Here is a 25497-nt window from a genome sequence, read left to right on the forward strand (position 1 = left end):
ATCAGTCCGGATTGTTTGATTTTGTAACTTAAACTTATTTACTTATTGAACAAAAAGAGGTTTTTTAGAAATGTAAATTTACTTAAAGCTTTCGAGTCAATTCACATTAACACACCAACCTGACGGACTTATACCGACTTGCCGATTTGGTAACGATGATGAAATCCCGTGATTGGCGATCTAACATCGTTACTAAAGTCCAGGATTTCAATTTAGAACTTCTTCCAATCGACGCTGTTTATCCTTGATTGTCGTAAGAGTAAATGTCGTCACGGTAATAGAGCATACCCTCTTCTAGCCACGCAGTCTGGTAAATGATATGCACAGGAATACGCTCTCCTAATGGCACCGCAGTATTTGATCGACGAGCACTTTCTCGTTTCTTCGCCAAGCGCTCTTCCAATCCTTGAGTCTTAAAGAGCAACTCTGCAAACTGATCCGCATTTTCCACCCTAACGCAACCCGAACTAAACGCACGACGGTCCTGCTTAAACAAGTTTTTGCTCGGTGTATCGTGCAAATATATCGCTTGAGGGTTAGGCATGTTGAACTTGTATAAGCCCAAGGCGTTTTGATCGCCCGAAGCTTGACGCATGCGATAAGGGAAACTTCTTGGATTGACTTTTGCCCAATTGATAGTAGTCGGATCAATTATCTCTCTCGATGTCCAAGAGCGAATGATCTGGATGTTGTTGTGAACCAAGTACATCGGGTTTTGTTTCACTTTAGGAATAATGTCTTTCACCATGATTGTCCAAGGCACATTCCAGGTTGGATTCAAAATAACCGCATCCATTGTCCCCGTCATAATAGGCGTCTTTCTTGAGCTTTTCCCAACCACCACTTTCGACTCAAACAAAGGTTGGCCTTCGTGCCAGTAAGTCACCTGATATCCAGGAACATTAACAAAAACAACATTATCTCTTTCCTTAGCCCAGATTCTTGAACGCTCAGAATTCAATGCAAGTAAATGCAAACGTTGTTTAGGAGAGAAATTGACCCATCGAATAGTATTCGGCCCAATCACACCATCTTGCTTCAAACCATGAATGGCTTGAAACTGCTTAACCGCCAGCTCTAAATTTTCATCGTACAGTGGTGATTCCAGTACGATGTAGCTGACATCCACCCCCACGATCGCAAGACGATCGATCAGCGACTCTTTGTTAGTGATCGGATCACCAACTCGAAGCAACCCGGTTTGTTCATATAACGGATATTGGTGTTGAGCATGCTCCGATAAAGAGGTAAATGCTGAACTAAAATAAGCATCCATCTGCAACGGGGAACGCAATTTTGCCAGGAAGCTATCCAGCTTACCTACGGTAAGTTCGTTACTGAGCACAGATAGAGCATCTATACTTGGGGGAGGAAGCGTGACCTTCGCTTTATTGGCAAATAGCCAATTAACGCCTTCGTGTGGTAGTTGCTCAACATAGCTCATATACATCAGAAGTGAATCGGTCATAACCAAGTCAAAATCGAGACTGTCACCTTTCCATCTGATTTGATTGATGCGATGAATTTGGTTGTCAAACTCTTCGCTAACACCAGCAAGTGCAACGAGATTCAGCTGTGAGATAAATTGCTCCACATCACGTTCATTTTGCCAATTCAAATGATAATTGGTGCTTTGATACAGCTGATCGATAACCATCGGATAATGGATCATCTTTTCAATTGAGAGCTGTTTAACTGCTCCTTCCTGCTCGGTTTGCGAAGCAGTGTCGAGAGATACCGTAGTAGAAAAGCTGCAAAACGGCACTAGAAGTGCCGTTATTATTAAAAACCTAGCAATCACTGAAACAACCCTTGTGCTACTTGCCAATATAAGAATTATGGCAAATATCTCACAGTTTGCTGGTTTAAAACTAAGAATCCGACAACATTATTTACGATAAGTTTCGCAAAAATTCTCCAGATTATCCATTTATCACACAATTCTAGTCCAATGATTGTCCCACTGTACGCCACTGGCGATTGTATTTTTATACTCATTTGGCATCTGTTCAACGATGTTTCCGGCACCAGAACTGACTCGGAACTCATTTCCGTACATCACTACTCCCGACGCATCTGGCAACGCATTGAGTTCCACCAGCTTACCGCTTTTCTTTGACCAAATACCGTAACAACTTCCCGGCGGTGAAGTGGCTAAGATCCAATCATCGGTGGCAGCAATACTTGCGACATAGTGATTAAATCGAGCCCACTCTTCTGGTTCAGCTTGCAACTGTTGCATTTCGCCGCCTCGTGTGTGCATCGCGATGAGAGCGGGATACTCATCAGGCTCACCTCGGTATTGCTGGCCACAAAGCACAGTATCTGAACCATCATGCGCAAGGTGACGGATACTGAGCTTGCGGTCTGGCAAAGACACGCTATCAAGTAACTCACCATCTTGAGACAGGTAACTCAGACTAGGGGTCATCGTATCGAGGTTTAAAGGTTCTCGTCCATTGGTATGCACACCTCCAACGCCAATCGCCAGTGCACTGTCAGGCATCATGATCACTTCATGGGGACCGATGCCGAAACCTGTCAGTTCATCAATTTTCTGGTATCGCTTATGTACATCATAAACACCAATGATACCCCGGCTAGTCCCTCTTTCCCCTTCTGTTGCAAACAGATAGTTGCCATCATGTGAGAAAACACCATGGCCGTAGAAATGGCGATCGTCTTGTGCAGGTTGTAACTTGATGACTTGCTCTGTCCGATAATCAAACACCATGAAAAAAGTACCAGGACGACGGCCAAAAACCACTGCATGACCTTGTTGATTCGTCGCTACACCATGACCACGTTCTGGAATAGGAAGTGTTGAAATCGGCATACCGTGCTCATCCGCAACAACGGCAGCGAACTTATCGCGTCCAATAATTGAGCAGCCTATTAGAGCTGGTGTACGCGGCTTTGTCGACGTACAGCCTGACGGCAACAGTGGTATAGCCGCTCCAAACAGAGCAGCTTTGAGTAGTGTACGCCTTGTTTGATCAGTCACCATCGGTCGCATTAAACCCTATTACTACGCCAAGTTCGATTGCCACCTCTTCATGAACAAGAAGCTTTAGCTGTTCTAGTTTATTGTACTGAGCTAATACCAAGCGATATCCATCGACAGTTTGCAATGATGTGAACAAGCTCTGCTCATCAGGCCAAGTGGCCAGAACTGTGTCAAATTGGCGTGCAACTCTATCTGCCAGAGATACTTTACCCTGCTCTCGCAGAAGCGCGTCTAACCCCTTACCATCGGCAAAATACAATGCCTGCATACTCTCGACATTTGTTTTTACGTTCGCTAACGAGGTTTGTGAGCGCCAAGATTCAGAAAAATACGGACGCGGATGGCCAATACTAGCAAGAGGAAGGCTCAGTTTTTTCATGCTGTATTCAAGCTGGTTGGACAACAATGAAATATACTCCGATTCCCATTCCATCTTTTGCATCGACTTCCATGGGTTTTGTGCCCAAGAGTCAGCGATTAGTTGAGCTTTGTTATTTAGATTTTGGGCGATAGAGACACTCGTAGCGCAAGTATTTGCGTTACTCTCAAGCGTCGAAACATCGTCATAAAGCAACCATTCAAGTGCTCCTAAACCTTGTACCGTCACACTTTGAGACGAAATTTGTTCTGCATTCCACGCATGATCCGCTTTAGTTAGTGCTGACATTTTTCGCCCTGTCGTATTCTTTTTATCCGGCCAAAATTGTACGTTCCAGCTCTGCTCTAATGCACTTGCAGGGCCTCGCTCCTGACCTTGTAAAGCCATCCATGCACGCATCGTTTCGTGCCATTGTTGCTTAACCAAAGTCAGGTCTTTGCTCGCTGCCGCACAATAGTTACTAAACGCTTGCGCCAATTTATCGCTTTGGTTTAACAAGGTGTAGGCATACTTATATTCCACTTCATACACGCTTTGCGAAATATGACTCGTTTTCTCTGCTTGGCTAATTTCTGTACTCAACGTCGATTGGCAACCAGTAAGACCGAGTGCAGTAACCACCGCACTTACTAATAGTGTTTTTTTCAATGTGAGTTCCTTATAAAGAATCCATGAAAGCAACCAGCGCATCGCGCTCTTTCTTGCTTAAAGCTAATACTTTTTGTTTTGAGGCTTCTGCTTCACCACCATGCCAAAGCACGGCTTCCATCGCATTGCGAGCACGACCATCATGAAGGTAATAGGTATGTCCATTCACTTCCTCTGTATAGCCAATACCCCAAAGCGGTGGTGTACGCCATTCCCGGCCATTCGCTAAATATTCCGGTCGATTATCCGCGAGACCTTCGCCCATATCGTGTAGCAAGAGATCGGTGTATGGATGGATCTCTTGCTCCGAAAGTGCGGGTAAGTCAGGACGCTTAGCCGTTTTAACATTGGTTTTGTGGCAGCTTTCACAACCTATTGAAGCGAAGAGCTGCTGACCAAGTTGAACTTCTGGGTTATCAATATTACGTCGGATTGGTACCGCCAAATGCCGACTATAGAACTCAACAAAATCAAGAATATCCTGGCTTACTTCAATCTCACCACCATTGGGAAGCTCGTCGCAAATAGATTGCTTAGATGTGCAGTTTTCATTAGGAAACAAATGACTTGTCAGACCAACATCGCCATTAAAGGCAGCTGCATTCTGCTGCATCAATGTTGGCTGGCCCGCTTTCCAGCCAAATCTTCCTAGCGCGAACTCGCCTTTTTCTATATTCCAAACTTTATTCACTTTTCCTGAAATACCATCGTGGTCACTGTCATTTTCATCAGACCACCCAAGCAATGTTTCCTCAGGAATGCTTTCCAAAAGGCCCAAACCAATCATTGGCGGTGCGACTCGGGCAGAAAACTCCGTATCGGGGTGCATTGGCCCGTAGCCTAAATCGGTAATTTTCAGGGCGGGCTTTCGTAGAATCACAGTTGTGCCATCTTTAAATTGAACTGGCACTTCACTATAAGTAATAGAAATTTTGCCTTCCGGTTTTTGATCTTGAAGGGCAAAGTCTTGCAATTGACCACCATACGTTGGTTCTGGAATACCGCCATTGATGATGTAGGCTTTTTTCTGTTCGGGCGTCACTGCAGGTATGCTTAGACGCACTAACATTGATACTGCGTGGATATCTCCATCTTCAGGAGGATGACCTCGACCGTCTTTAATATGACAGTTTTGACAGCCATTGGTATTGAAAAGCGGACCAAGTCCGTCACGAGCATCAGTAGACGCAGGCGCCTGTACCCAAGGATTCCGGAAAAAGCTATTTCCAACACTAAAATCTAATCGCTTACTCATTGGCAAGTTGGCGGCAGGAAGCGAGTACGCGTTAGCCCCATCTTTATTAACACTGGTTTTGCCGCCAGATCGAACATCATAAGCACTTGCGGTACTAGAAAATACAGCCGCAAGCGCTATCGCTAATTGAAAATGAGTAAAGGATGGCTTCATATCATTGCTCTTAATTGAATGGCTAACAGCGAGCTAAACAGCAAAGGGCTCAATGTATGAGCCCTTGTTATAATAATTTTTTCTTAAAACTCGTGGTCTGCAGTATCTGGGCTTAAGCTGTCGATACCCACAATGCTCGCTGCACGCTCAATCGCACCAGTTTGCGCAACCAGAGCCATGATCGTTTCATTGACTAAAGCGTTGCCTTGTACGTTATCTGCGGCAATAAGCTGATCGAAATGCTGGTTGTTTTTCTCCGCAGACTGAACAAGCTTGCCTACCTGGCTGCGTGTCGCATCAAATTGCTTCTGAATCTCTTTTGCCGCTTTCACATCTTTCTGATTAACCAGATCAGCGACACTTGGCCCAGTAAGCAATGTACCATCTTGACGCTTGTACAGCCCCATGTAGACATTGTAGATGCCTTGCTCGTTGTAGAAGTGCGAGTTATGAGTGTTGTCAGAGAAACAATCATGCTCGTCTTCTGTTGAGTTTGCTTCCAATGCAACCTTCATACGCTCACCAGCCAGTTCACCTAAAGAGAGCGAGCCCATGCCAAATAACATCTTACGAAGACCATTGTCCGCAGAATCAGCAAGTAACTCCTGACGGTAGTTATCTTTCACATCTGTAGACCACTGCTTTTCCATCCACTCTAAATCTTGAACTAAAAGTTCCGCGGCTGCTTTTAAGTATTCTCCACGACGATCACAGTTGCCGTTAGTACAACGAGAACCTACAACAAAGTCGGTGTAAGCACGTTGGCCTGCACCAGCATTTGTTCCGTTAAGATCTTGTCCCCAAAGCAGAAACTCAATGGCGTGGTAACCAGACGCTACGTTCGCTTCAGATCCGCCCACTTCATTTAAGCTCGCAAGCAGTTCTGGAGTAATTTTCGATACGTCCAGAGTCGTGGCACCGATGGTTAGACTACTGTTTGCTATGATGTTTGCCGCCGCGCCTTCATTACCTAGTTCGTATTGGTAGTCGGAAGCAACGTAATCAATCAATCCTTCATCTAACGGCCAAGCATTTAACTGGCCTTCCCAGTCGTCTACGACCGCGTTACCAAAACGGAATACTTCAGATTGTTGGTAAGGTACGCGCGAGTCGAGCCAGGCTTGTTTCACTTCTGCTAACTTTTTAGCGGAAGGTGACTTCAAGAATTCTTCGATTTTAAGATTAAGAGTTTTTGCTGTTGTCAACGAGTCAGCAAATACTGCATGAGCCACATCAGCGTAATGTTCGACAACTTGTTGTTTGGTTACTTGAGCAGCAACCACTGTACCACTGGAAATCAATAGAGAAGCAGCAATAGCTTTAACTAAAACTGTTTTTGCATTCATTCGAAGCATCCTTGTTGAGCAAATTACTTGTATCCACGTAGTGCTAATTATTCTTATTTGCACTACTAGTCGCGAAATAATACAAACTTACAATTTTTTTGCAACTTTAGATACGAAAAAAGCCTCATCAATGTGAGGCTTTTAACATGAATAGCTGATAATTTTATCTTTAGGCTTAAACCTTCAGATTGTGTTTACCATGGGAAACTTTTGCTTTGAGGTAATTCTCGTTGCCATCTTTAACATGAGCAGACGTGTTTACGACTTCGACAATTTCAATGCCGTACTCGGCTAACTCACGGATTTTTTTAGGGTTATTAGTCACAAGTCTAATCTTGTTTACATTCAAAGCTTGTAGCATCTGTGCTGCTTCAGTGAAATCACGTAGATCATCATCGAAGCCTAAATGATTATTCGCTTCGTAGGTATTCATACCCTGACTTTGTAATCGATAAGCATCTATCTTGTTGTAAAGACCAATACCGCGCCCTTCCTGACGCAGATAAAGAATGATGCCACCAGACTCTCCCATGATCTGTATGGTTTCTTCTAACTGCTCGCCGCAGTCACAACGAGAAGAGTGAAAAACATCGCCAGTAAGACACTCTGAATGCATACGTACTAGTGGCGTCTCTTGCTCTTGGTCCGCTTGCTTAAAGATAACTGCTACATGCTCTTTATCTGTCTTCAAACCACGGAAAGACAGGATTTCAGCATCGATATCACTCTTAGCCCCGACTTTAAAGTCTACTCTGGCTCGTACTTCCGCCATATCTATACTCACTCGATTTAATTCTTTATGTTTTGTTATTACATTCATGGGATGTTCTTATTGCCCTTCAACTATGGGGACTGATACTGAATTTTTCAATACAGAGATCACATTTAATCTCAATCTGTTCCCCTAAAGCTTCCAAAGCTAAACGTACCCTTAGCCAAGCTGATGAAGTGTTATACTATAACATTCTCTAAAAACTACAATAAAAAACCCCAGACAAATTTTGACTGGGGTTAGTAAGTACTGGCGAATAACAACAGAATTAGTGTGTCTGGCGACTTTTCCAAACTGCAAATTCTATCCACACTGCTTCGAGTTGTTGAATTTCCTCGTCGGTTAAAACGGAGAGCGTCGAAGTGACTTGCGGCATCATAGGTGCCTGCAATGCGCGAATGTTCGCATAAAAGTCCTTTCTTAACTGCGATATGATTGAATCCACTCGTTCACCTACTTAGATATTTTATTACTTTTCCAGCTCAAGTACTGTTATTTTTAATTGCTGGAGCATTCATAAATCCCGAAAAATAATAACAGCTTGTTAAGTATTTTCACGGGTTATTTCAAATTATGGAATAATAATCACACTAAGAATACCTGTTAAATTATTGAAAACTGACGAAGAATACTAATACAGATTCATAATACTCTATTCCAGTCATTCGTTAATATTCTGCAGAAAAGCCCGTCGACCAATCAAGGTGAGCGATGCACACAAAGGTGCATATGAAAAGCCAATTAACCAATGAATAACAGAAACATATGAGATCAGATCAATAAAATCAGGAGCAAGATTTACAAATAATCGGGAGCGATTCTAATTACACTTTAATTTATATATACACTAACTATTAATATTCAACAATATGCCCTATATCGCTCCTAGCTTTACGTTATTTATATCCATGATATGAAGACTATATAAATTGGGAGCATAAATGATTATCGATGTTGATTTAAGTATTGAAATAAACACGATTCCGTAAATATCACTTATCTATGCGTGCCTCTATAGTTTCCGTTGCCAACTATTATTTATCTTGAACCAAAACCGATCGTTGGTACACATCGTAATAATGAAATCGATTGCCTCGTAATATACCTAGCGATTTCAAAGTGCTGGATTCAGAGCATTGTTTGAGTATAGGCAAATAAAAAGCCGAGCATAACGCTCGGCTTCTTTATATAGCAATTTTAGGCTTAGAGATTACTCTTCAGCATCTTCTGCTGAATCATCCACTTCAGGTGCTTCTGGTGTTTGCGGTTCTGCATTTGATGTCTCTGTTTCTTCGCCATCTTCACCTTCTGGTAAATCGACTTCTTCAACTTCATCAATGCGTTGCAGGCCAACTACAGATTCGTCATCAGCCGTTCTGATCAAGGTGACACCTTGTGTGTTACGACCAACCTGACTCACTTCAGCAACACGAGTACGTACTAGGGTACCAGCGTCGGTGATCATCATCATCTCGTCGCCTTCTTCTACCTGTACCGCACCAACAACAGGGCCGTTACGTTCAGAAACCTTGATAGATACCACACCCTGAGTACCACGGCCTTTTGTCGGATACTCACTAAGTGTTGTACGTTTACCATAACCGTTTTCTGTAACCGTTAGGATGTCACCTTCGTTTGATGGAACGATCAGTGATACAACCTGGTCGTTTTCAGCCAGTTTCATACCACGTACACCAGAGGCGGTACGACCCATAGGGCGAACACCTTTAAACTTAATTTCTGGTTGACCATTCTCATCAAGAACTGGATTACCATTTTCATCAAGTACTGGAATCTCTTCTGCTTCTTTAAAGCGAACCACTTTACCCGCTTTAGAGAACAGCATGATTTCGTTTTCGCCATTGGTGATATCCACACCAATTAACGAATCATCTTCACGTAGGTTCACTGCAATCAGACCATTCGAACGGACGTTTGCAAATTGGTTCAGCGGAGTTTTCTTAACCGTACCGTCACCCGTCGCCATAAAGATAAACTTATCTTCTGAGAACTCATCTACACGCAGGATGGCCGTAATTCGTTCACCCTCTTCCAGCGGAAGAATGTTAACGATAGGCTTACCACGAGCAGTACGGCTCGCAAGCGGTAGCTGGTAAACTTTAAGACGGTAAGTCTTACCACGAGTTGAAAAACACAGAATGTTATCGTGGGTATTCGCCACTAGAAGACGCTCAATGTAGTCTTCCTCTTTCATTCGCGTTGCACTCTTACCTTTACCACCACGACGTTGAGCTTCGTAGTCACTTAGGATTTGGTACTTAACGTAACCTTCGTGAGACAGTGTCACTACTACGTCTTCACGAGCAATCAGCTCTTCCATGTCGATGTCATGGCTAGCGGCAGTGATTTCAGTACGACGCTCATCACCGAAACCGTCGCGGACAGCTTCTAGCTCTTCACGAATCACTTCCATCAAACGCTCAGTGCTTGCAAGGATGTGCATTAACTCAGCGATTACATCCAGAAGCTCTTTGTATTCACCAAGAATCTTCTCGTGTTCCAGACCAGTCAGTTTGTGTAGACGTAGATCCAGGATTGCTTGCGCTTGTTGTTCAGTCAGGAAGTACTGGCCGTCACGGATACCATATTGAGGCTCAAGCCACTCTGGGCGCGCCGCGTCAGTACCAGCACGCTCCAGCATTGCTGAAACGTTGCCGAGATCCCAACCTCGTGCGATAAGACCCGCTTTCGCTTCCGCTGGCGTCGGTGCTTTACGAATCAGGTCGATGATTTCATCGATGTTCGCAAGTGCAAGAGCAAGACCTTCAAGAATGTGCGCGCGCTCGCGAGCTTTACGCAATTCAAAAATAGTACGACGAGTAACAACTTCACGACGGTGATCCACGAAGCACTTCAACATATCTTTCAGGTTGAATAGCTGTGGCTGACCATTGTTCAGCGCAACCATGTTGATGCCGAAAGTTGTTTGTAGCTGTGTCTGAGCGTAAAGGTTGTTAAGAACCACTTCGCCTACAGCATCACGCTTACACTCAATAACGATACGCATACCATCTTTATCAGACTCGTCACGTAGCGCACTGATGCCTTCTACTTTCTTATCTTTAACCAGTTCCGCGATCTTCTCGATTAGACGAGCTTTGTTCACTTGGTACGGAATCTCGGTAACAACGATGGTTTCTTTACCGTTTTTCTCTGTTTCGATCTCCGCTTTTGAACGCATGTAGATCTTACCGCGACCAGTTTTGTACGCGTCTACAATGCCTTTACGGCCACTGATAAGTGCTGCCGTCGGGAAATCTGGGCCAGGGATGTAATCCATGAGTTCATCAATAGTGATCTCTTCATTATTGATGTATGCAAGGCAGCCATCGATCACTTCGCCAAGGTTATGTGGCGGGATGTTGGTCGCCATACCTACCGCGATACCTGAAGCACCGTTTACCAATAGGTTTGGAATTTTAGTAGGAAGAACCGCTGGAATCTGCTCAGTACCATCATAGTTAGGTACGTAGTCTACGGTTTCTTTATCTAGGTCAGCCAAAAGTTCGTGGGCAATTTTTGCCATACGTACTTCGGTGTAACGCATTGCCGCAGCAGAGTCGCCATCAATTGAGCCGAAGTTACCTTGACCATCGACCAGCATGTAACGCAGTGAGAACGGCTGAGCCATACGTACGATGGTGTCGTACACAGCACTATCACCGTGTGGGTGATATTTACCAATTACGTCGCCGACAACACGGGCTGATTTTTTATATGGTTTGTTCCAATCGTTGCCTAGTACGTTCATCGCGAATAAAACGCGGCGGTGTACTGGTTTTAGGCCATCACGCACATCCGGAAGAGCACGACCCACGATTACTGACATCGCGTAGTCTAGATATGAACCTCTAAGCTCGTCTTCAATGTTTACGGGCGTGATCTCTTTAGCTAAATCGCTCATAGAGCCATTATCCCTCTATTATCTGATCGTAATTACGATACGTTTAAGGTGAAAAAATATAACACATATTTCATCACTTCGGCATCCCTTTCCCTCTCCTTTTATCAGGTTGTGAGGTTCGTTGAGATTCAAACGTCGAGAATTTGCACACTCATCCGATATCCTTATGAAAAGTGACTATATTTCGGTCAATATTAAGCAAAAAGAGATTTCTGGCGAACAAATCGGGGATTAATCGGTTTAATACTGATAAAATGCGCCCTTCTAAAGGACTCAGATTGAATGCAGTGCAACCATTATGACTAAATCACAAAACGTCGACCCTAGTGAAATTAAAAAATTCGAGGATATGGCTTCTCGCTGGTGGGATTTAGAAGGTGAATTCAAGCCACTTCACCAGATTAACCCGCTTCGCTTGAACTATGTGCTTGAAAAAGCGGATGGCTTATTTGGCAAACGAGCATTAGATGTAGGTTGTGGTGGTGGCATTCTGGCGGAAAGCATGGCAAAAGAAGGCGCTGTCGTTACGGGCCTTGATATGGGGAAAGAGCCCCTAGAAGTCGCCCGTCTACATGCTCTGGAAACGGGAACTAAGCTTACCTACATCCGGAGTACTATCGAAGATCATGCCGCTGAAAATGCCGGAACTTACGATGTGGTAACTTGTATGGAAATGCTTGAGCATGTCCCAGACCCGCTTTCTGTAATCCGCGCTTGTGCTTCACTGGTAAAACCGGGTGGCCACGTGTTCTTTTCTACTCTGAACCGCAACGTTAAGTCGTACCTATTTGCCATTGTCGGCGCAGAAAAACTGCTTAAGATTGTTCCGGAAGGTACTCACGACCACGAAAAATTCATCAGACCAGCCGAAATGATGAAGATGATCGACCAAACAGACCTTACCGAATTGGGTATTACGGGGCTGCACTACAACCCACTTACTGACAGCTACAAACTCGGTCGTAAAGTCGACGTAAATTACATCGTTCACACTACAAAATACTAAACGATACAACCCCATAAATCGTATTTATATTGACCATTTAGTTAACAAATTCGCCAAAAGCGGTAGCATAAAGTTGCCGCTTTTGTGTATAAGATTTGTGCTCTGGATTGTATTTTGACCAACCTATTTTTGGCAAATAAAAATGGTCAAAGATCAAGAAAAATATTTTTCAGTGCGGTTATTTCTAAACCGATCTGAAAACTGCATTTTTACCTATTCAAGTGTGCCCTTTTCTCATCGGTTAGTATTCACTTACTGATTTTTTTAATTTCGTAAGTTATCCACAAGTCATCCCAAACATGTGCCTTGATCAATCCGAGCAATAGCACTATCTTGTAATCCGCAAACAAATGAACCCCTATATATTGTGTTTAGTCTACAATATGTAGATAGACTTCGATCGCAAAGCCAACGCAAGATTTAAATGTCTCGCACATAAATAGACAAAAACATGGCTTTAATCAGTTTTCTTAGGGAAATAAAGCAGAATGAACCAACAACTTACCGTCACCAAGCGTGATGGACGTAAAGAAATTATCGATCTGGACAAAATTCACCGCGTTATTACATGGGCTGCAGAAGGCCTAAGTAATGTTTCTGTCTCTCAGGTAGAATTGCGCGCCCACATCCAGTTTTACGATGGTATTACGACGTCAGACATCCACGAGACTATCATTAAATCTGCCGCTGACCTGATTTCAGAAGAGACGCCAGATTACCAATATCTAGCGGCTCGTTTAGCAGTATTTCATCTACGTAAAAAAGCTTACGGCCAATATGAGCCACCTACGCTATACGATCACGTAGCTCGACTTGTTGACATGGGTAAGTACGACAAACACCTGCTTGAAGACTACACAAAAGCAGATCTAGAATTACTTGATTCGTACATTGACCACAAGCGCGACCTTAACTTCTCTTACGCTGCGGTAAAACAGCTGGAAGGTAAGTACTTTGTCCAGAACCGTGTATCGGGTCAAATCTACGAGAGTGCTCAGTTCCTGTATATTCTTGTGGCTGCGTGTTTATTTGCTAAATACCCAAAAGAGACGCGTCTTGATTACATCAAGCGTTTCTACGATGCGACATCGACATTCCAGATTTCTCTACCTACTCCGATTATGTCTGGTGTGCGTACTCCTACCCGTCAGTTCAGCTCATGTGTACTGATTGAGTGTGGTGATAGCTTGGACTCTATCAACGCGACGGCGAGCTCAATTGTTCGTTACGTATCTCAACGCGCAGGTATCGGTATTAACGCGGGTCGTATCCGCGCTTTGGGTTCGGAAATCCGTGGTGGCGAAGCATTCCACACAGGTTGTATTCCGTTCTACAAATACTTCCAAACTGCTGTTAAGTGCTGTTCACAAGGTGGCGTGCGTGGCGGTGCTGCAACAGTGTTCTACCCGATGTGGCACGGTGAAGCACGTTCCCTGATGGTACTGAAGAACAACCGTGGTGTTGAAGAAAACCGTGTTCGTCATATGGACTACGGCGTACAGCTGAATAAACTGATGTACCAACGTCTGGTTGAAGGTGGCAACATCACGCTATTCTCACCTTCCGACGTACCTGGGCTTTACGATGCGTTTTTCGAAAACCAAGCGGAATTTGAACGCCTGTACGTGAAGTATGAGAATGATCCTTCAATTAAGAAGGAAACCGTGAAAGCGATCGAGATGTTCACTCTTCTAATGCAAGAGCGCGCTTCAACAGGTCGTATCTACATTCAGAACGTCGATCACTGTAACACTCACAGCCCATTCGACTCTGAAGTAGCACCAGTTCGTCAGTCTAACCTATGTCTGGAAATCGCACTTCCAACCAAACCACTGACTAACGTTGAAGACGATTCAGGTGAAATCGCCCTGTGTACGCTTTCTGCGTTTAACTTGGGTGCAATTACGTCTCTTGATGATTTTGAAGAGCTGTCTGATCTGGTTGTTCGTGCGCTGGATGCACTATTGGATTACCAAGATTACCCACTACCAGCAGCATACAAGTCGACAATGAACCGCCGTACTTTAGGTGTTGGTGTGATCAACTTTGCTTACTACTTAGCGAAGAACGGTGTGAAATACTCTGACGGCAGCGCAAATGGTCTGACTCACCGTACGTTTGAAGCCATGCAGTACTACTTATTAAAAGCATCAGTAGCACTAGCAAAAGAACAAGGTAAATGTCCTTCGTTCCATGAAACAAACTACGCGAAAGGTCTGCTGCCAATCGATACGTACAAGAAAGACATCGACCTGATTTGTGACGAAGCGCTGCATTACGACTGGGACAGCCTACGTAAAGAGATCATGGAACACGGCCTACGTAACTCAACATTGACTGCGCTAATGCCTTCTGAGACCTCTTCTCAAATCTCTAATGCGACAAACGGTATTGAGCCCCCACGTGGTTACGTGTCTGTAAAAGCATCAAAGGACGGTATTCTGAAGCAAGTTGTGCCAGAATTTACTGAGCTGAAAGAAAACTACGAGCTACTTTGGAACATCGGGTCGAACGATGGTTACTTGCACCTTGTCGGTATCATGCAGAAATTCGTTGACCAGGCTATCTCAGCGAACACAAACTACGACCCATCGCGCTACGAGACGGGTAAGGTACCAATGAAGAAACTTCTTCAAGACCTGCTTACCGCGTACAAGTTTGGTGTAAAAACGCTTTACTACCATAACACTCGTGATGGTGCTAAGGATGAACAGAAAGACGCTGTTCAGCCAGAAGAAGAAGATTGTGCGGGCGGCGGTTGTAAGATTTAATCTTCCCCCACTCAGACAATCCCCAGAACCTGTATTAGAAACAGAATATCGAGTACCTCCCCCTCTATGCGGGGAGGTCTAAAAGGAATTGAGGCATCATGGCTTACAGTACTTTTAACCAGAACAAAAACGACCAGCTAAAGGAACCAATGTTCCTGGGTCAATCCGTAAACGTTGCTCGTTACGACCAACAAAAATTCGAAATCTTCGAAAAACTTATCGAAAAGCAACTTTCTTTCTTCTGGCGTCCAGAAGAAGTCGACGTATCTAGCGACCGCATCGACTACAACAAGTTGCCAGATCATGAGAAGCACATCTTCATCTCGAACCTGAAGTACCAAACGCTTCTGGACTCAATCCAAGGACGCAGCCCAAACGTGGCATTGCTTCCTCTTGTCTCTCTGCCTGAGCTGGAGACATGGATTGAAACTTGGTCGTTCTCTGAAACGATCCACTCTCGTTCGTACACGCACATTATTCGTAACATTGTGAACGACCCAGCTGTAGTATTTGATGACATCGTTGAAAACGAACACATCCTTAAGCGTGCAAAAGACATCGCGCACTACTACGACGATCTGATTCAAGCGACAAATGATTACCACCGCTACGGCGAAGGTGAGCACGTTATCAACGGTGAAACCGTTAAGGTAAGTCTGTACGACCTTAAGAAGAAACTGTACATCTGTTTGATGTCTGTGAACGCACTAGAAGCGATTCGTTTCTACGTAAGTTTCGCCTGTTCATTCGCTTTCGCAGAACGTGAGCTAATGGAAGGTAACGCGAAAATCATCAAACTGATCGCACGTGATGAAGCGCTTCACCTAAACGGAACCCAGCACATGATCAACCTGCTACGCAACGGTCAGGATGATTTCACTTTCATGCAAATCGCAGAAGAAGCAAAACAAGAGTGTTTTGAACTTTTCAAAGAAGCGGCAGAGCAAGAGAAAGAATGGGCGCAATACCTGTTTAAAGACGGTTCAATGATTGGTCTTAACAAAGACATTTTGAGCCAGTACGTTGAGTACATCACAAACATTCGCATGCAAGCGGTTGGTCTGCCAGCAGCATATCCGAACGCAACCAGCAACCCAATTCCATGGATTAATGCTTGGTTGTCTTCAGATAATGTTCAGGTTGCTCCGCAAGAGGCAGAGATTTCATCTTACCTAGTGGGTCAGATTGACAACGAAGTACACGCAGACGACTTTGAAGGATTTGAGCTGTAATGCCGACAATTAAAATCAACAAGCTCGTCAGCATTGAATCCAACCCTTCAAATACGATTTTGGAGACCATGGAACAGGCAGGTCTGCAACCAGAATATAACTGTCGTGACGGCCACTGTGGTGCATGCCGTTGTACATTAGAATCTGGTGAGATTGAGTATGTTGGTTTTGCAATGGCTTACACCCAAGGCGATGAAATTTTGCCTTGTATCTGTAAAGCAAAATCCAATGTTTCACTGAGTGGTGTTAACTACGTGATGAAAGAAAAACAGCGCGCATAACGCCATTGAAAAACAATCAAATGAAACAAGCCAAGGTAAATAACACCTTGGCTTTTGTTTATTCAACGCTCGTAAACATCCTGCCTAAATTGCACTCGATGGAATGTACATCTCTTTGACTGTCTCTATGAACGCATATTGAGCCGACATAGGCTTAGTTTCCAGATAACGGCGCAGAAGATCGAGCGCAGCAGTACTGATGACGCTGACCTGATCATCACGCTGATATTTTCGAGATAGTTTGTATAAAACGCCCCATTCCCCTGCTGGCGTTGAAAGCGCAATAGAAAATACACCCTCGTCAACTTTACCAGTCACCAATGCCAAGTCTGACTGACACTTTTCACGTGTCGCACCCGCCAGGGCGAATACGGCAGCCAGAGGGTCTCCTTCGTCTTTAATAACTTCGCTTTTGTCCGATGACAAAACCCAGCTGTTGCCAAGTTGCTTTTCGGCGTTTTCATCGCTGTTGAGCCAGTAAGTCAAATACCCAGCACTGCTCTTTTCTGCTACGGACAGAGTCAGATTTTTCGTCTTCAACAACTGACCAACGTGCTCAATCATTGGCAGATCAACACTGACTGTATTTGTCTCCAGATGTTGATTAATCAACTTCATTAACTGTAATCGTTGTTCGAACTGGTCTGTCGGTCCAAAAAGTTTGACTTCGATGAAGGGTAAATAAGATCGATAACCTAGTTCATAACCTTGCGGCAACTTAATCGGATCTAATTTGTCTGAAATTCCAGATTCTGAAAGACCAAATGTATAAATACGGCTACACGACGAGCCCTTAACATCCGGGAAGGAGCACTTGAGATCAGGTAGAATCTGCGTTTCAGCCATCAGTTTAAATTCGCTCGGTACACCTGGAGTAAAATAGAAAATCGCATCGTTAATCAGCATCTTAAAACCACAAGCAGTACCGATTGGGTTATCTAGTATTTGAGCGGTTTCAGGTAGCATAGCTTGTTTAAGGTTACTATCTGGCATAGGTTTGCCACGCCGCGCATACATGCTCTCTAACTGTTCCAGCCATTCCTTAAACAGCACCAACTTACAATCAGCCGCTTTGGCTGCTGCAGCTGCACTCAAGTCATCGGTTGTCGGGCCTAGGCCACCATTGACGATAACCACATCATTATTGAAACTGAGCATCAAGAACTCTTCAATCAAACTGGAAAGTTTATCTCCAACCGTCGAACGTTTTGTTAAGCCAAATCCTTGCTGATAAAACAAACCGGACAACCAAGCCGCATTTGTATCAACGATATCGCCGTGAAGAACTTCTTCACCGGTACTAAGCATTGCTATTTTCACAACTGACTCCTGGACATAAGCACAATTCTATTTTTTCTTGGCCATGCTCATATCATTTCTATATATTGGACAAGTTTCTTAGTATATTAGTTTTGTTTAAATGAAGAGCATGTATTTCAATGACTTTTCTTTTAACGGATAATTGTGCGCTAGTTCATCAAACAATAGCTCGGAGAAGTTTGTGTCAAAATCATCCATGTTCAAGAAGGCAATAACTGGACTATGCCTAGCAACATCAGCGGTTGCAAACGCAAGCCAATACGATATGACAAGTCACACAGAGTTCTCTTACGCACCTGAATGCCTTTCAGGTTACTGTGAAAGGACTGAACTGTATACCTTCAAACCGCAAAATCGTAGTCTTGCTTTTGAACAGAATAACGATGATTCTTTAAATCTTGATGCCGGACTCCTGCCGAAACATCGTATTATTCCACAGGACAAAGATTGGGATTACCTGATGGGTCAAACCTATACCATCCTTGGATTAAGTATCGCGACTGTTGGTTTGATGACATTCCTGCCAGAAAGCATTACGAAGTGGGATGAAGAAGACCGCGATATGAGTAAGTTGGGCAAAAAATGGAGAGATAATGTCTCCGATGGCCCGGTATGGGATCGAGATGAACATGTCCTAAACTATGTCATGCACCCCTATTTTGGTGGCGTCTACTACACCGCTGCTCGCCATGCCGGTTATAACGAGTTCGAATCCTTTCTGTACTCCACCACCATGTCAGCATTCTTCTGGGAATATGGAGTAGAGGCTTTCGCTGAAGTTCCCTCCTGGCAAGATCTTTTCATCACACCTTTCTTTGGTGCGGTAGTCGGTGAAATGATGGTCACTGCAGAGCAAGAGATCCTGGCAAACGGCGGGGAAGTATTAGGCTCAGAAACGGTAGGCGGTGTGTCAATGTTCTTCCTTAACCCGGTTGGCCACGTGCACTATTGGGTAACAGAAGCATGGGGAGGTAGTGCTGAGCTCCAATTTAGCTCATCGCCTTGGTTTGGGAATCAAGACGTGGCTAAATTCGCCCTGAATGCCGGAGCAGGTTACGACACTCAATTCTATGGCGTCGAATTAAAAGTTACGTTCTAAATTCATGAAAATCTAACGCAGCCAACTGGCTGCGTTTTTGTGGCTCAAATTTGGTTTTCCATATTTGTATCGAGAATAAGCTAGAAAAATTGACCTTCATCAAACTTATCCCTCCTTTAACACCTACACTAAATAAAAGGATTTATTCCAATAACTTAAGCGCTACGTAATCCCGTGCCGCGTCCAAACCTTTTTCAGGAGGGGACCATATGAACACTGTGTTTATCGTCAATTTTGTCGGTCAAGCATCGCCTGCAACCATCAAAGAACTTGCTGCCATTACTCATGAAAATGGCGGTAAATGGTTAATCAGTAAAGTCAATTTTATTGAAGACCAGGTCGCGGGTGTGATTAAAATTGAATTGCCAAAAGACAAAGCCGACTTCGTTAAAGAAGCATTCTCTGCTTGTCAGACTCTTGTGGTTAAGTTCGTCGATTCAGAGCCGTATTCTCACAGTGCGGACACAATCTTCCAGCTAAGACTTGATGCCAATGATAGAGCAGGTATCGTCAATGAGATAACTCATGTGCTTGATGCTCAGGGCATTTCTATTTTAGATATGGATTGCCAACGGGTGTTTATCGCTGGTGGCGGCGGTGTCAGCTCAAGCCTGTTTAGTGCAAAAATGGCAATTAAACTACCAAGTGAAATGGAAATAGAAGATGTCGCAAATGAGCTTGAAGCATTGAGCGAAGATACACGGGTTATTATAGAAGACTAAATATCTTCACTTGCGCAAATGAAAAGAGCAGCCTTAGCTGCTCTTTTGCGATGCGGTGAAGTCAAATCACTCTTTTCAAACGGTACGCTTATTTAACTGACCGTACTTATTTAACCGACCATTGTGACAATGAGCGTTTAAAGTCCGAGTAATCAAACTCGTTGAGCTTTTGGATCTCACCGCTTGAACGTTCACAATAAACCGATGGCATACGCAGGCCGTTAAACCAGTTTAGTTTCACCATAGTGTAACCCGCACTGTCCAGAATATGCAGACGCTGACCAATTTCTAATGGCTGCTCAAAGTTCGCCACGCAGAACTGGTCGCCAGCAAGGCATGAACATGAACCGACTACGTATTCGTGCTCGCCTTTTTCTGAAGCTTCCAGAATAGATGCTGGTTCATTATAAATCAGCGTGTCAAGACGGTGTGCTTCTGTCGCAGAGTCAACAATTGCCGTTTTCTTCACGTTCTCTACGATATCGACCACAGTTACCACCAGATCGGTTGTCTTCGTGATGATCGCTTCGCCAGGCTCAAGGTACATTTGTACGCCGTGCTTTTCAGAGAAAGCTTTTAGTGCAAGTCCTAGCTTTTCAATATCGTAACCAGGCCAAGTGAAGAATACGCCACCGCCCATGCTAACCCAATCTAGCTTGTTCAGATATTCACCGAACTGATCTGAGATCGCATCCAGCAGGCCAATAAACGCATCTACATCTTTGTTCTCACAGTTCATATGGAACATCACACCATCAATACCGTCAAAAACTTCTGGTTTGATGTGATCGGCTTGAACACCAAGACGTGAGAATTGGCGTGCAGGGTTTGCTAAGTCTTGACCCGCGTAACTTACACCCGGGTTTAGACGAAGACCAATCGATGTTTTTCCTTCAACGATGTGGCGGTACGCTGCAAGTTGAGATTGAGAGTTAAAGATCATCTTATCGCAGATATCGGCCACTTCTCGTACGTCATCTTCACTGTAACCAACGCTGTATGCGTGAGTTTCACCACCAAACGTTTCGTGACCAAGTTTTACTTCGAACGGACCAGAACTTGTCGTGCCGTCCAGATAAGGTTTGATGATGTCGAAGACACCCCAGGTTGAAAAGCATTTAAGAGCAAGAACCAGCTTCACGCCTGAGATTTCTTTTAGCTGTTTTGCTTTCTCTAGATTCGCAATCAGCTTGTCTTCATTGATCATGAAGTACGGAGTTTTTAGTTCGTTGTGTTGCATGTTAATACCTTGAGTCCCCTCACCGGGGCGAAGGGACTATAAAATGGAACAAAGCCGACGCGTTTGCGTCGGCTTAAATTTACACATAAGAGTCGCTAGATTCTTATTTTAATTTATGGATCACAGGCTGCCCAGGTACTAACTCCTGAACATGCCAGTCCAGACCGATAGATGGCATTGTTTCCAGGAACGGATCAGGATCTAGCTGTTCCATGTTGAACACACCTTTATCTGCCCACATACCATGGAAGAACTGTAGTGCGGCAGTGATCGCTGGTACACCAGTGGTGTAAGAAATCGCTTGGTGCTCTACGTCTTCGTATGCAATTTCGTGGTCAGCGTTGTTGTAAATAAAGACACTACGCTCTTTGCCATCTTTCTTGCCTTGTACCCAAGTACCGATACAAGTTAGGCCGGTATAGCCTGGTGCCAGAGAAGTTGGGTCAGGCAGCAGCGCTTTAAGTACGTGCAAAGGCTGAACAACTGTACCATCGTGCAGAGTTACCGAATCCGGGCTCAGCAGGCCAATATCACGCATAACATTAAAATAGTTTAGGTAGCGATCACCGAAGCCCATCCAAAATTCAATGCGTTTAGCTGGGATAAACTCTTTCATTGAACGAACTTCGTCGTGAGCCATAGAGTAAACTTTATGCGTACCACAGTTCGGGAAATCAAACTCTAACATACGAGAATGGCAAGGCACCTGTTTCCACTCGCCATTTTCCCAGTAATAAGAGTCACCCTGGATCTCTAGCATATTAGTTTCTGGGTCAAAGTTTGTAGCAAACTTCTTACCATGATCACCAGCGTTCACGTCCATGACATCGATTGTATCGATTTCATCAAACAAGTGCTTTACTGCATAAGCAGCAAATACAGACACCACACCAGGATCGAAACCAGCACCTAAGATACCAGTGATACCCGCTTCTTCGAACTTTTCACGGTAGCCCCACTGCCAGTCATAAGCCTGAGGGACTTGTTGACCTTCAGAACAAAGGTCAACCGCTACTGATGTATCTAAATATGAAACTTTTGCTTGATAACACGCTTCCATGATTGGCATGTTTACCCATGGAGGACCAGCGTTGATGACAAGGTCTGGTTTCACTTCTTTAATAAGAGCAACAAGAGAATCTACGTCGTCAGCATTTACTGCTCGAGCTTCTAGTTTCTTAGTTGAATCTTTCAGATTGTCTTTGTTCTGAATAGATTCGATGATCTTCTCGCACTTGCTTATGGTACGTGATGCGATAGTGATATCACCCAGAACGTCGTTGTTTTGTGCTGCTTTATGTGCAACTACCCAGCCAACGCCGCCTGCACCAATCTGTAGAATTGCCATAGTTTTTCCGTTACCTCCTTTAGACTAGCTCAAGTGCTAGCTTTTGGATTTTTGAGAATAAAGATTCAAAATCCGATGCCGTTAAACACGGGTTCAAAATCGTAAGTTTAAGTGCGGTTTTACCGTCAACAATGGTTTCACCCAGAACTGCGATACCGCGAGTTAGCGCTTCTAAACGCAGCGCTTTGTTTAGTTCGTCGAGGTCCGCTGAATCGTGCGTTGCACGGAACAGAACCGTCGACAGTGATGGCTCCGCTAACAACTCCAAGTGATCGTTGTTACGAACCATATCCGCTACTTCAAGTGTTTGAGCCAACAAATGATCGTACATATCGCCCAAAGCTTTCGGTCCCACATTTTGCATTGTCATGAAAACTTTCAAGGCATCAAAACGCTTAGTCGTTGCGATAGATTTGTCGACAAGGTTTGGTAGCTCATCGTGTTCACGGTTCAAGTAATCTGCATGATGCAAAAGGAACTTCAAGTTCGACTTGTCATTAACAAGAAGCGCACCACAACTGATTGTTTGGTAGAACAATTTGTGGAAATCAACACTGATAGACTGAGCACGCTCAACGCCTTTCAGGCGAGGTTTGTGACTGCTTAGAATCAACGCACCACCGTACGCGCCATCGACGTGCATCCACATATCGTGTTTTTCTGCCATATCCGCGATGAAGTCTAAATCATCGATCGCGCCATGGTCAGTTGTACCAGCTGTACCAACGATCGCGAAAGGAATCAAACCTTCTGCTTTTGCCTGTGTTAACACTTCATCCAGTTTAGTCACGTCCATCGTGCCATCTGCATTCGCATCAACAGTCATCACCGCTTTTTCACCAAGCCCCATCCAAGACGCAGACTTTTGAACAGTGAAGTGTGATTTCTTCGAACACACAATACGCAGTTTGTCAGCGTACTCAGGAAGACCTAGCTTCTGAATCGAATGAGCGCTTAGTTTATCAGCGATCCAATCACGTGCCAGCATCAAGCCCATTTGGTTACTTTGCGTGCCACCGCTAGTGAAAATACCGTCAGCTTTCTCACCCAGCTCGTACTTATCGCACAGCCAGTTTACCACTTTTTGCTCGACATAAGTCGCTGATGAAGACTGATCCCAAGAGTCCATTGACTGGTTCAACGCCGCGATCATTGTTTCTGCCGCAATTGCTGGCATCAACGGAGGCGTATGTAAATGAGCAATACAGTCCGGATGTTGAGTGAAGATCGAGTTCTTCGCTACTAGCTCAGCTGCTTCATCAATTACTGTTTTTAGTGGCACGTTTTTGTTGTCTAGATCAACAGCGTAAATCGCTTCTTCCAGCGCTTTAGGATCCATACCTGAGTATGGCGCGTTCACTTGCTCAAACACAGATTTCATTGCCGCTGTAGCGTGATTCATTACAGATGCAAATTCAGTACTGCCAAACTCACCAGTGTGGATAAAGTGTTTTTTCCACTCTTCTTGTGGTGAAGCTTCAACATGACTACCGCCAGCAGCAAGAATCGCTTCTTCAAGAACACGTAGAGCAAAGTCAATTTGTTCAAACGAGATAATCAGTGGTGGAAGGAAACGAATAACCGAACCTTCACGGCCCCCCTTCTCAACCATCAAACCACGCTCAAGCGCAGCACGTTGAATCGCAAGCGTCAATTGACCATCAGCAACAGGCTCACCGAACTTATTCAGTTCACCGTTTGGATTCTTGATTTCAACACCAAGCATCAACCCCTTACCACGGACTTCCGCGATACAGTTAACGCGCTTCTGAATTCCTTCAAGACCAAAACGCAGATATTGGCCCGCGATGTTTGCGTGCTCAACAAGGTTGTCACGTTGGATAATCTCAAGCGCTTTCGCACCACTTACCATCGCAAGCTGGTTACCACGGAAAGTACCTGTGTGTTCGCCTGGTTTCCACGTATCGTGTTGCTTGTTGATAACAAGAAGCGACATAGGCATACCGCCACCGATCGCTTTAGACAAACACAATACGTCTGGAACGATACCCGCTTCTTCGAAAGCAAAGTTGTAACCCGTTTTACCAACACCACATTGAATTTCGTCGAAGATCAACAGAATGCCGTGCTCATCACAGATGCGGCGTAGCTCTTGTAACCAGAAAGCTGGCGCTGGAATTACACCACCTTCACCCTGCACCGGCTCAACGATGATAGCAGCTGGCTTCATGATACCCGCTTCGTCGTCGTTCAATAGACGTTCAATGTAACGAATACTTGCTTTCGCACCTTCATCACCGCCTAGACCAAACGGACAGCGTAAGTTGTATGGGTAAGGCATAAAATGCACATCTGACATTAGGCCAGTACGACGAGCTTTAGTACCCAGGTTACCCATCATACCCATCGTGCCATTAGTCATACCATGGTAAGCACCACGGAACGCAAACATGGTGTTACGACCAGTCGTTTGTTTTGCCAGTTTGATAGCAGCTTCTACCGCATCAGCACCAGACGGGCCACAGAATTGAATTACGCAGTTGTCGCCCAACTCTTCAGGAAGGAACGCCTTCACAGACTTAATAAAATGAGTTTTCGCTGACGTCGCAATATCAAGAGTCTGGTAAGGCAAACCAGAATCTAACTGATCTTTTAAAGCTTGATTAATTTCTGGATGGTTGTAACCCAGTGCCAGTGTACCCGCACCCGCAAGACAGTCCAAAAAGATCTGGCCACGTGTATCTTCTACCAAACAGCCAAAAGCTTGTTTAATCGCAATTGGCAAGCGGCGAGGATAAGAACGAACCTGAGATTCATGTTCAGCCTGATCAATAAGTACTTGATCTGGAGTTAAGTCGTACGTTCCCTCAACAACTGGAACCTGTGATGAAAAAATGTTTGCGATAGTGTTATCGACTTCAAAGGCAGTGGTCATACTAGGTAATCCCTTGAAATATAAAAGTTACCATCCTGAACTAATCGTCATTTGAATTGAGTTGCAGGAGAAATAAGTAAACCTCCGCATTTGTCAT

At 44.4% G+C, this 25497-nt stretch carries 18 protein-coding genes; 6 read left to right on the plus strand and 12 right to left on the minus strand.

The genetic code is table 11. From position 1 onward, the window contains the following. Window positions 1-238: 238 nt before the first annotated feature. The 8 genes from ACWYU8_RS01040 to gyrA all read right to left on the minus strand — a co-directional run bounded on the left by ACWYU8_RS01040 (window position 239) and on the right by gyrA (window position 11485). Window positions 239-1801, minus strand: a complete 1563-nt coding sequence (locus tag ACWYU8_RS01040; protein ID WP_457516370.1) for a L,D-transpeptidase family protein — start codon at window positions 1799-1801, stop codon at window positions 239-241. Window positions 1802-1933: 132 nt separating this feature from the next. After that, window positions 1934-3016, minus strand: coding sequence for a DUF1513 domain-containing protein (locus ACWYU8_RS01045; RefSeq protein WP_457516372.1), 1083 nt, complete (start codon window positions 3014-3016; stop codon window positions 1934-1936). Continuing rightward, window positions 2997-4034, minus strand: a complete 1038-nt coding sequence (locus tag ACWYU8_RS01050; protein WP_457516374.1) for an imelysin family protein — start codon at window positions 4032-4034, stop codon at window positions 2997-2999. Before ACWYU8_RS01050 ends, ACWYU8_RS01045 begins: the two co-directional genes overlap by 20 nt. Window positions 4035-4044: 10 nt before the next feature. After that, the gene (locus tag ACWYU8_RS01055) at window positions 4045-5442 is read right to left on the minus strand and encodes a di-heme oxidoreductase family protein (protein WP_457516376.1); all 1398 of its coding nucleotides are present in this window, start codon (window positions 5440-5442) and stop codon (window positions 4045-4047) included. Window positions 5443-5525: 83 nt separating this feature from the next. Beyond that, window positions 5526-6788, minus strand: a complete 1263-nt coding sequence (locus ACWYU8_RS01060) for an imelysin family protein (RefSeq protein ID WP_457516378.1) — start codon at window positions 6786-6788, stop codon at window positions 5526-5528. A gap of 175 nt (window positions 6789-6963) precedes the next feature. Next, a complete protein-coding gene (locus tag ACWYU8_RS01065; protein ID WP_457516379.1) occupies window positions 6964-7560 on the minus strand; it encodes a GTP cyclohydrolase II in 597 nt (198 codons plus the stop codon). A gap of 268 nt (window positions 7561-7828) precedes the next feature. After that, window positions 7829-8005 carry a hypothetical protein gene (locus tag ACWYU8_RS01070; RefSeq protein ID WP_457516381.1) on the minus strand — a complete coding sequence of 59 codons (177 nt, stop codon included), beginning with the start codon at window positions 8003-8005 and terminating at the stop codon, window positions 7829-7831. Between the two features lie 765 nt (window positions 8006-8770). Continuing rightward, window positions 8771-11485, minus strand: coding sequence for a DNA gyrase subunit A (gene gyrA, locus ACWYU8_RS01075; RefSeq protein WP_457516383.1), 2715 nt, complete (start codon window positions 11483-11485; stop codon window positions 8771-8773). A gap of 298 nt (window positions 11486-11783) precedes the next feature. On the opposite strand from gyrA, the gene ubiG reads away from it, so the two are divergent. From ubiG to ACWYU8_RS01095, 4 genes are all read left to right on the plus strand, one after another. Beyond that, a complete protein-coding gene (gene ubiG, locus ACWYU8_RS01080; protein WP_457516385.1) occupies window positions 11784-12491 on the plus strand; it encodes a bifunctional 2-polyprenyl-6-hydroxyphenol methylase/3-demethylubiquinol 3-O-methyltransferase UbiG in 708 nt (235 codons plus the stop codon). Between the two features lie 488 nt (window positions 12492-12979). Beyond that, window positions 12980-15262: a class 1a ribonucleoside-diphosphate reductase subunit alpha gene (nrdA, locus tag ACWYU8_RS01085; RefSeq protein ID WP_457516387.1), complete on the plus strand. Its 2283-nt coding sequence runs from the start codon at window positions 12980-12982 to the stop codon at window positions 15260-15262. A 98-nt stretch (window positions 15263-15360) separates the two neighbouring features. Next, window positions 15361-16494: a class Ia ribonucleoside-diphosphate reductase subunit beta gene (gene nrdB, locus ACWYU8_RS01090; protein WP_457516389.1), complete on the plus strand. Its 1134-nt coding sequence runs from the start codon at window positions 15361-15363 to the stop codon at window positions 16492-16494. After that, entirely contained in the window at window positions 16494-16775 is a 282-nt protein-coding gene (locus ACWYU8_RS01095; RefSeq protein ID WP_457516391.1) for a 2Fe-2S iron-sulfur cluster-binding protein, read from the plus strand. The genes nrdB and ACWYU8_RS01095 overlap by 1 nt, the downstream gene beginning before the upstream one ends. Before the next feature lie 84 nt (window positions 16776-16859). On the opposite strand, the gene ACWYU8_RS01100 is transcribed toward ACWYU8_RS01095, so the two are convergent. After that, entirely contained in the window at window positions 16860-18095 is a 1236-nt protein-coding gene (locus ACWYU8_RS01100) for a CinA family nicotinamide mononucleotide deamidase-related protein (protein WP_457516393.1), read from the minus strand. Window positions 18096-18291: 196 nt separating this feature from the next. Between ACWYU8_RS01100 and ACWYU8_RS01105 the strand changes: the two genes are divergently transcribed. Together ACWYU8_RS01105 and ACWYU8_RS01110 are read left to right on the plus strand one after the other, a co-directional pair. Then, window positions 18292-19194 (plus strand): DUF3943 domain-containing protein, encoded by a 903-nt coding sequence (locus ACWYU8_RS01105; RefSeq protein ID WP_457516687.1) that lies wholly within the window; start codon window positions 18292-18294, stop codon window positions 19192-19194. Window positions 19195-19403: 209 nt separating this feature from the next. Next, a complete protein-coding gene (locus ACWYU8_RS01110) occupies window positions 19404-19916 on the plus strand; it encodes a glycine cleavage system protein R (RefSeq protein WP_457516395.1) in 513 nt (170 codons plus the stop codon). A 106-nt stretch (window positions 19917-20022) separates the two neighbouring features. On the opposite strand, the gene nspC is transcribed toward ACWYU8_RS01110, so the two are convergent. From nspC to ACWYU8_RS01125, 3 genes are all read right to left on the minus strand, one after another. Then, entirely contained in the window at window positions 20023-21156 is a 1134-nt protein-coding gene (nspC, locus tag ACWYU8_RS01115; RefSeq protein ID WP_457516397.1) for a carboxynorspermidine decarboxylase, read from the minus strand. A 103-nt stretch (window positions 21157-21259) separates the two neighbouring features. Next, on the minus strand, window positions 21260-22504 hold the full coding sequence (locus ACWYU8_RS01120; RefSeq protein WP_457516399.1) for a carboxynorspermidine synthase: 1245 nt from the start codon (window positions 22502-22504) through the stop codon (window positions 21260-21262). Window positions 22505-22523: 19 nt separating this feature from the next. Further along, window positions 22524-25400: a diaminobutyrate--2-oxoglutarate transaminase family protein gene (locus ACWYU8_RS01125; RefSeq protein WP_457516401.1), complete on the minus strand. Its 2877-nt coding sequence runs from the start codon at window positions 25398-25400 to the stop codon at window positions 22524-22526. Between the last annotated feature and the right edge of the window lie 97 nt (window positions 25401-25497).

This window comes from Vibrio limimangrovi, assembly GCF_054064025.1.

Bases quoted from the DNA above. Each gene is read 5' to 3' on its own strand.
- nrdB (WP_457516389.1), top strand. From the start codon at position 15,361: ATGGCTTACAGTACTTTTAACCAGAACAAAAACGACCAGCTAAAGGAA.
- ACWYU8_RS01105 (WP_457516687.1), top strand. From the start codon at position 18,292: ATGTTCAAGAAGGCAATAACTGGACTATGCCTAGCAACATCAGCGGTT.
- nrdA (WP_457516387.1), top strand. From the start codon at position 12,980: ATGAACCAACAACTTACCGTCACCAAGCGTGATGGACGTAAAGAAATT.
- nspC (WP_457516397.1), bottom strand. From the start codon at position 21,156: ATGCAACACAACGAACTAAAAACTCCGTACTTCATGATCAATGAAGAC.
- ACWYU8_RS01060 (WP_457516378.1), bottom strand. From the start codon at position 6,788: ATGAATGCAAAAACAGTTTTAGTTAAAGCTATTGCTGCTTCTCTATTG.
- ACWYU8_RS01045 (WP_457516372.1), bottom strand. From the start codon at position 3,016: ATGCGACCGATGGTGACTGATCAAACAAGGCGTACACTACTCAAAGCT.
- ubiG (WP_457516385.1), top strand. From the start codon at position 11,784: ATGACTAAATCACAAAACGTCGACCCTAGTGAAATTAAAAAATTCGAG.
- ACWYU8_RS01125 (WP_457516401.1), bottom strand. From the start codon at position 25,400: ATGACCACTGCCTTTGAAGTCGATAACACTATCGCAAACATTTTTTCA.
- ACWYU8_RS01055 (WP_457516376.1), bottom strand. From the start codon at position 5,442: ATGAAGCCATCCTTTACTCATTTTCAATTAGCGATAGCGCTTGCGGCT.
- ACWYU8_RS01095 (WP_457516391.1), top strand. From the start codon at position 16,494: ATGCCGACAATTAAAATCAACAAGCTCGTCAGCATTGAATCCAACCCT.
- gyrA (WP_457516383.1), bottom strand. From the start codon at position 11,485: ATGAGCGATTTAGCTAAAGAGATCACGCCCGTAAACATTGAAGACGAG.
- ACWYU8_RS01120 (WP_457516399.1), bottom strand. From the start codon at position 22,504: ATGGCAATTCTACAGATTGGTGCAGGCGGCGTTGGCTGGGTAGTTGCA.
- ACWYU8_RS01110 (WP_457516395.1), top strand. From the start codon at position 19,404: ATGAACACTGTGTTTATCGTCAATTTTGTCGGTCAAGCATCGCCTGCA.
- ACWYU8_RS01065 (WP_457516379.1), bottom strand. From the start codon at position 7,560: ATGGCGGAAGTACGAGCCAGAGTAGACTTTAAAGTCGGGGCTAAGAGT.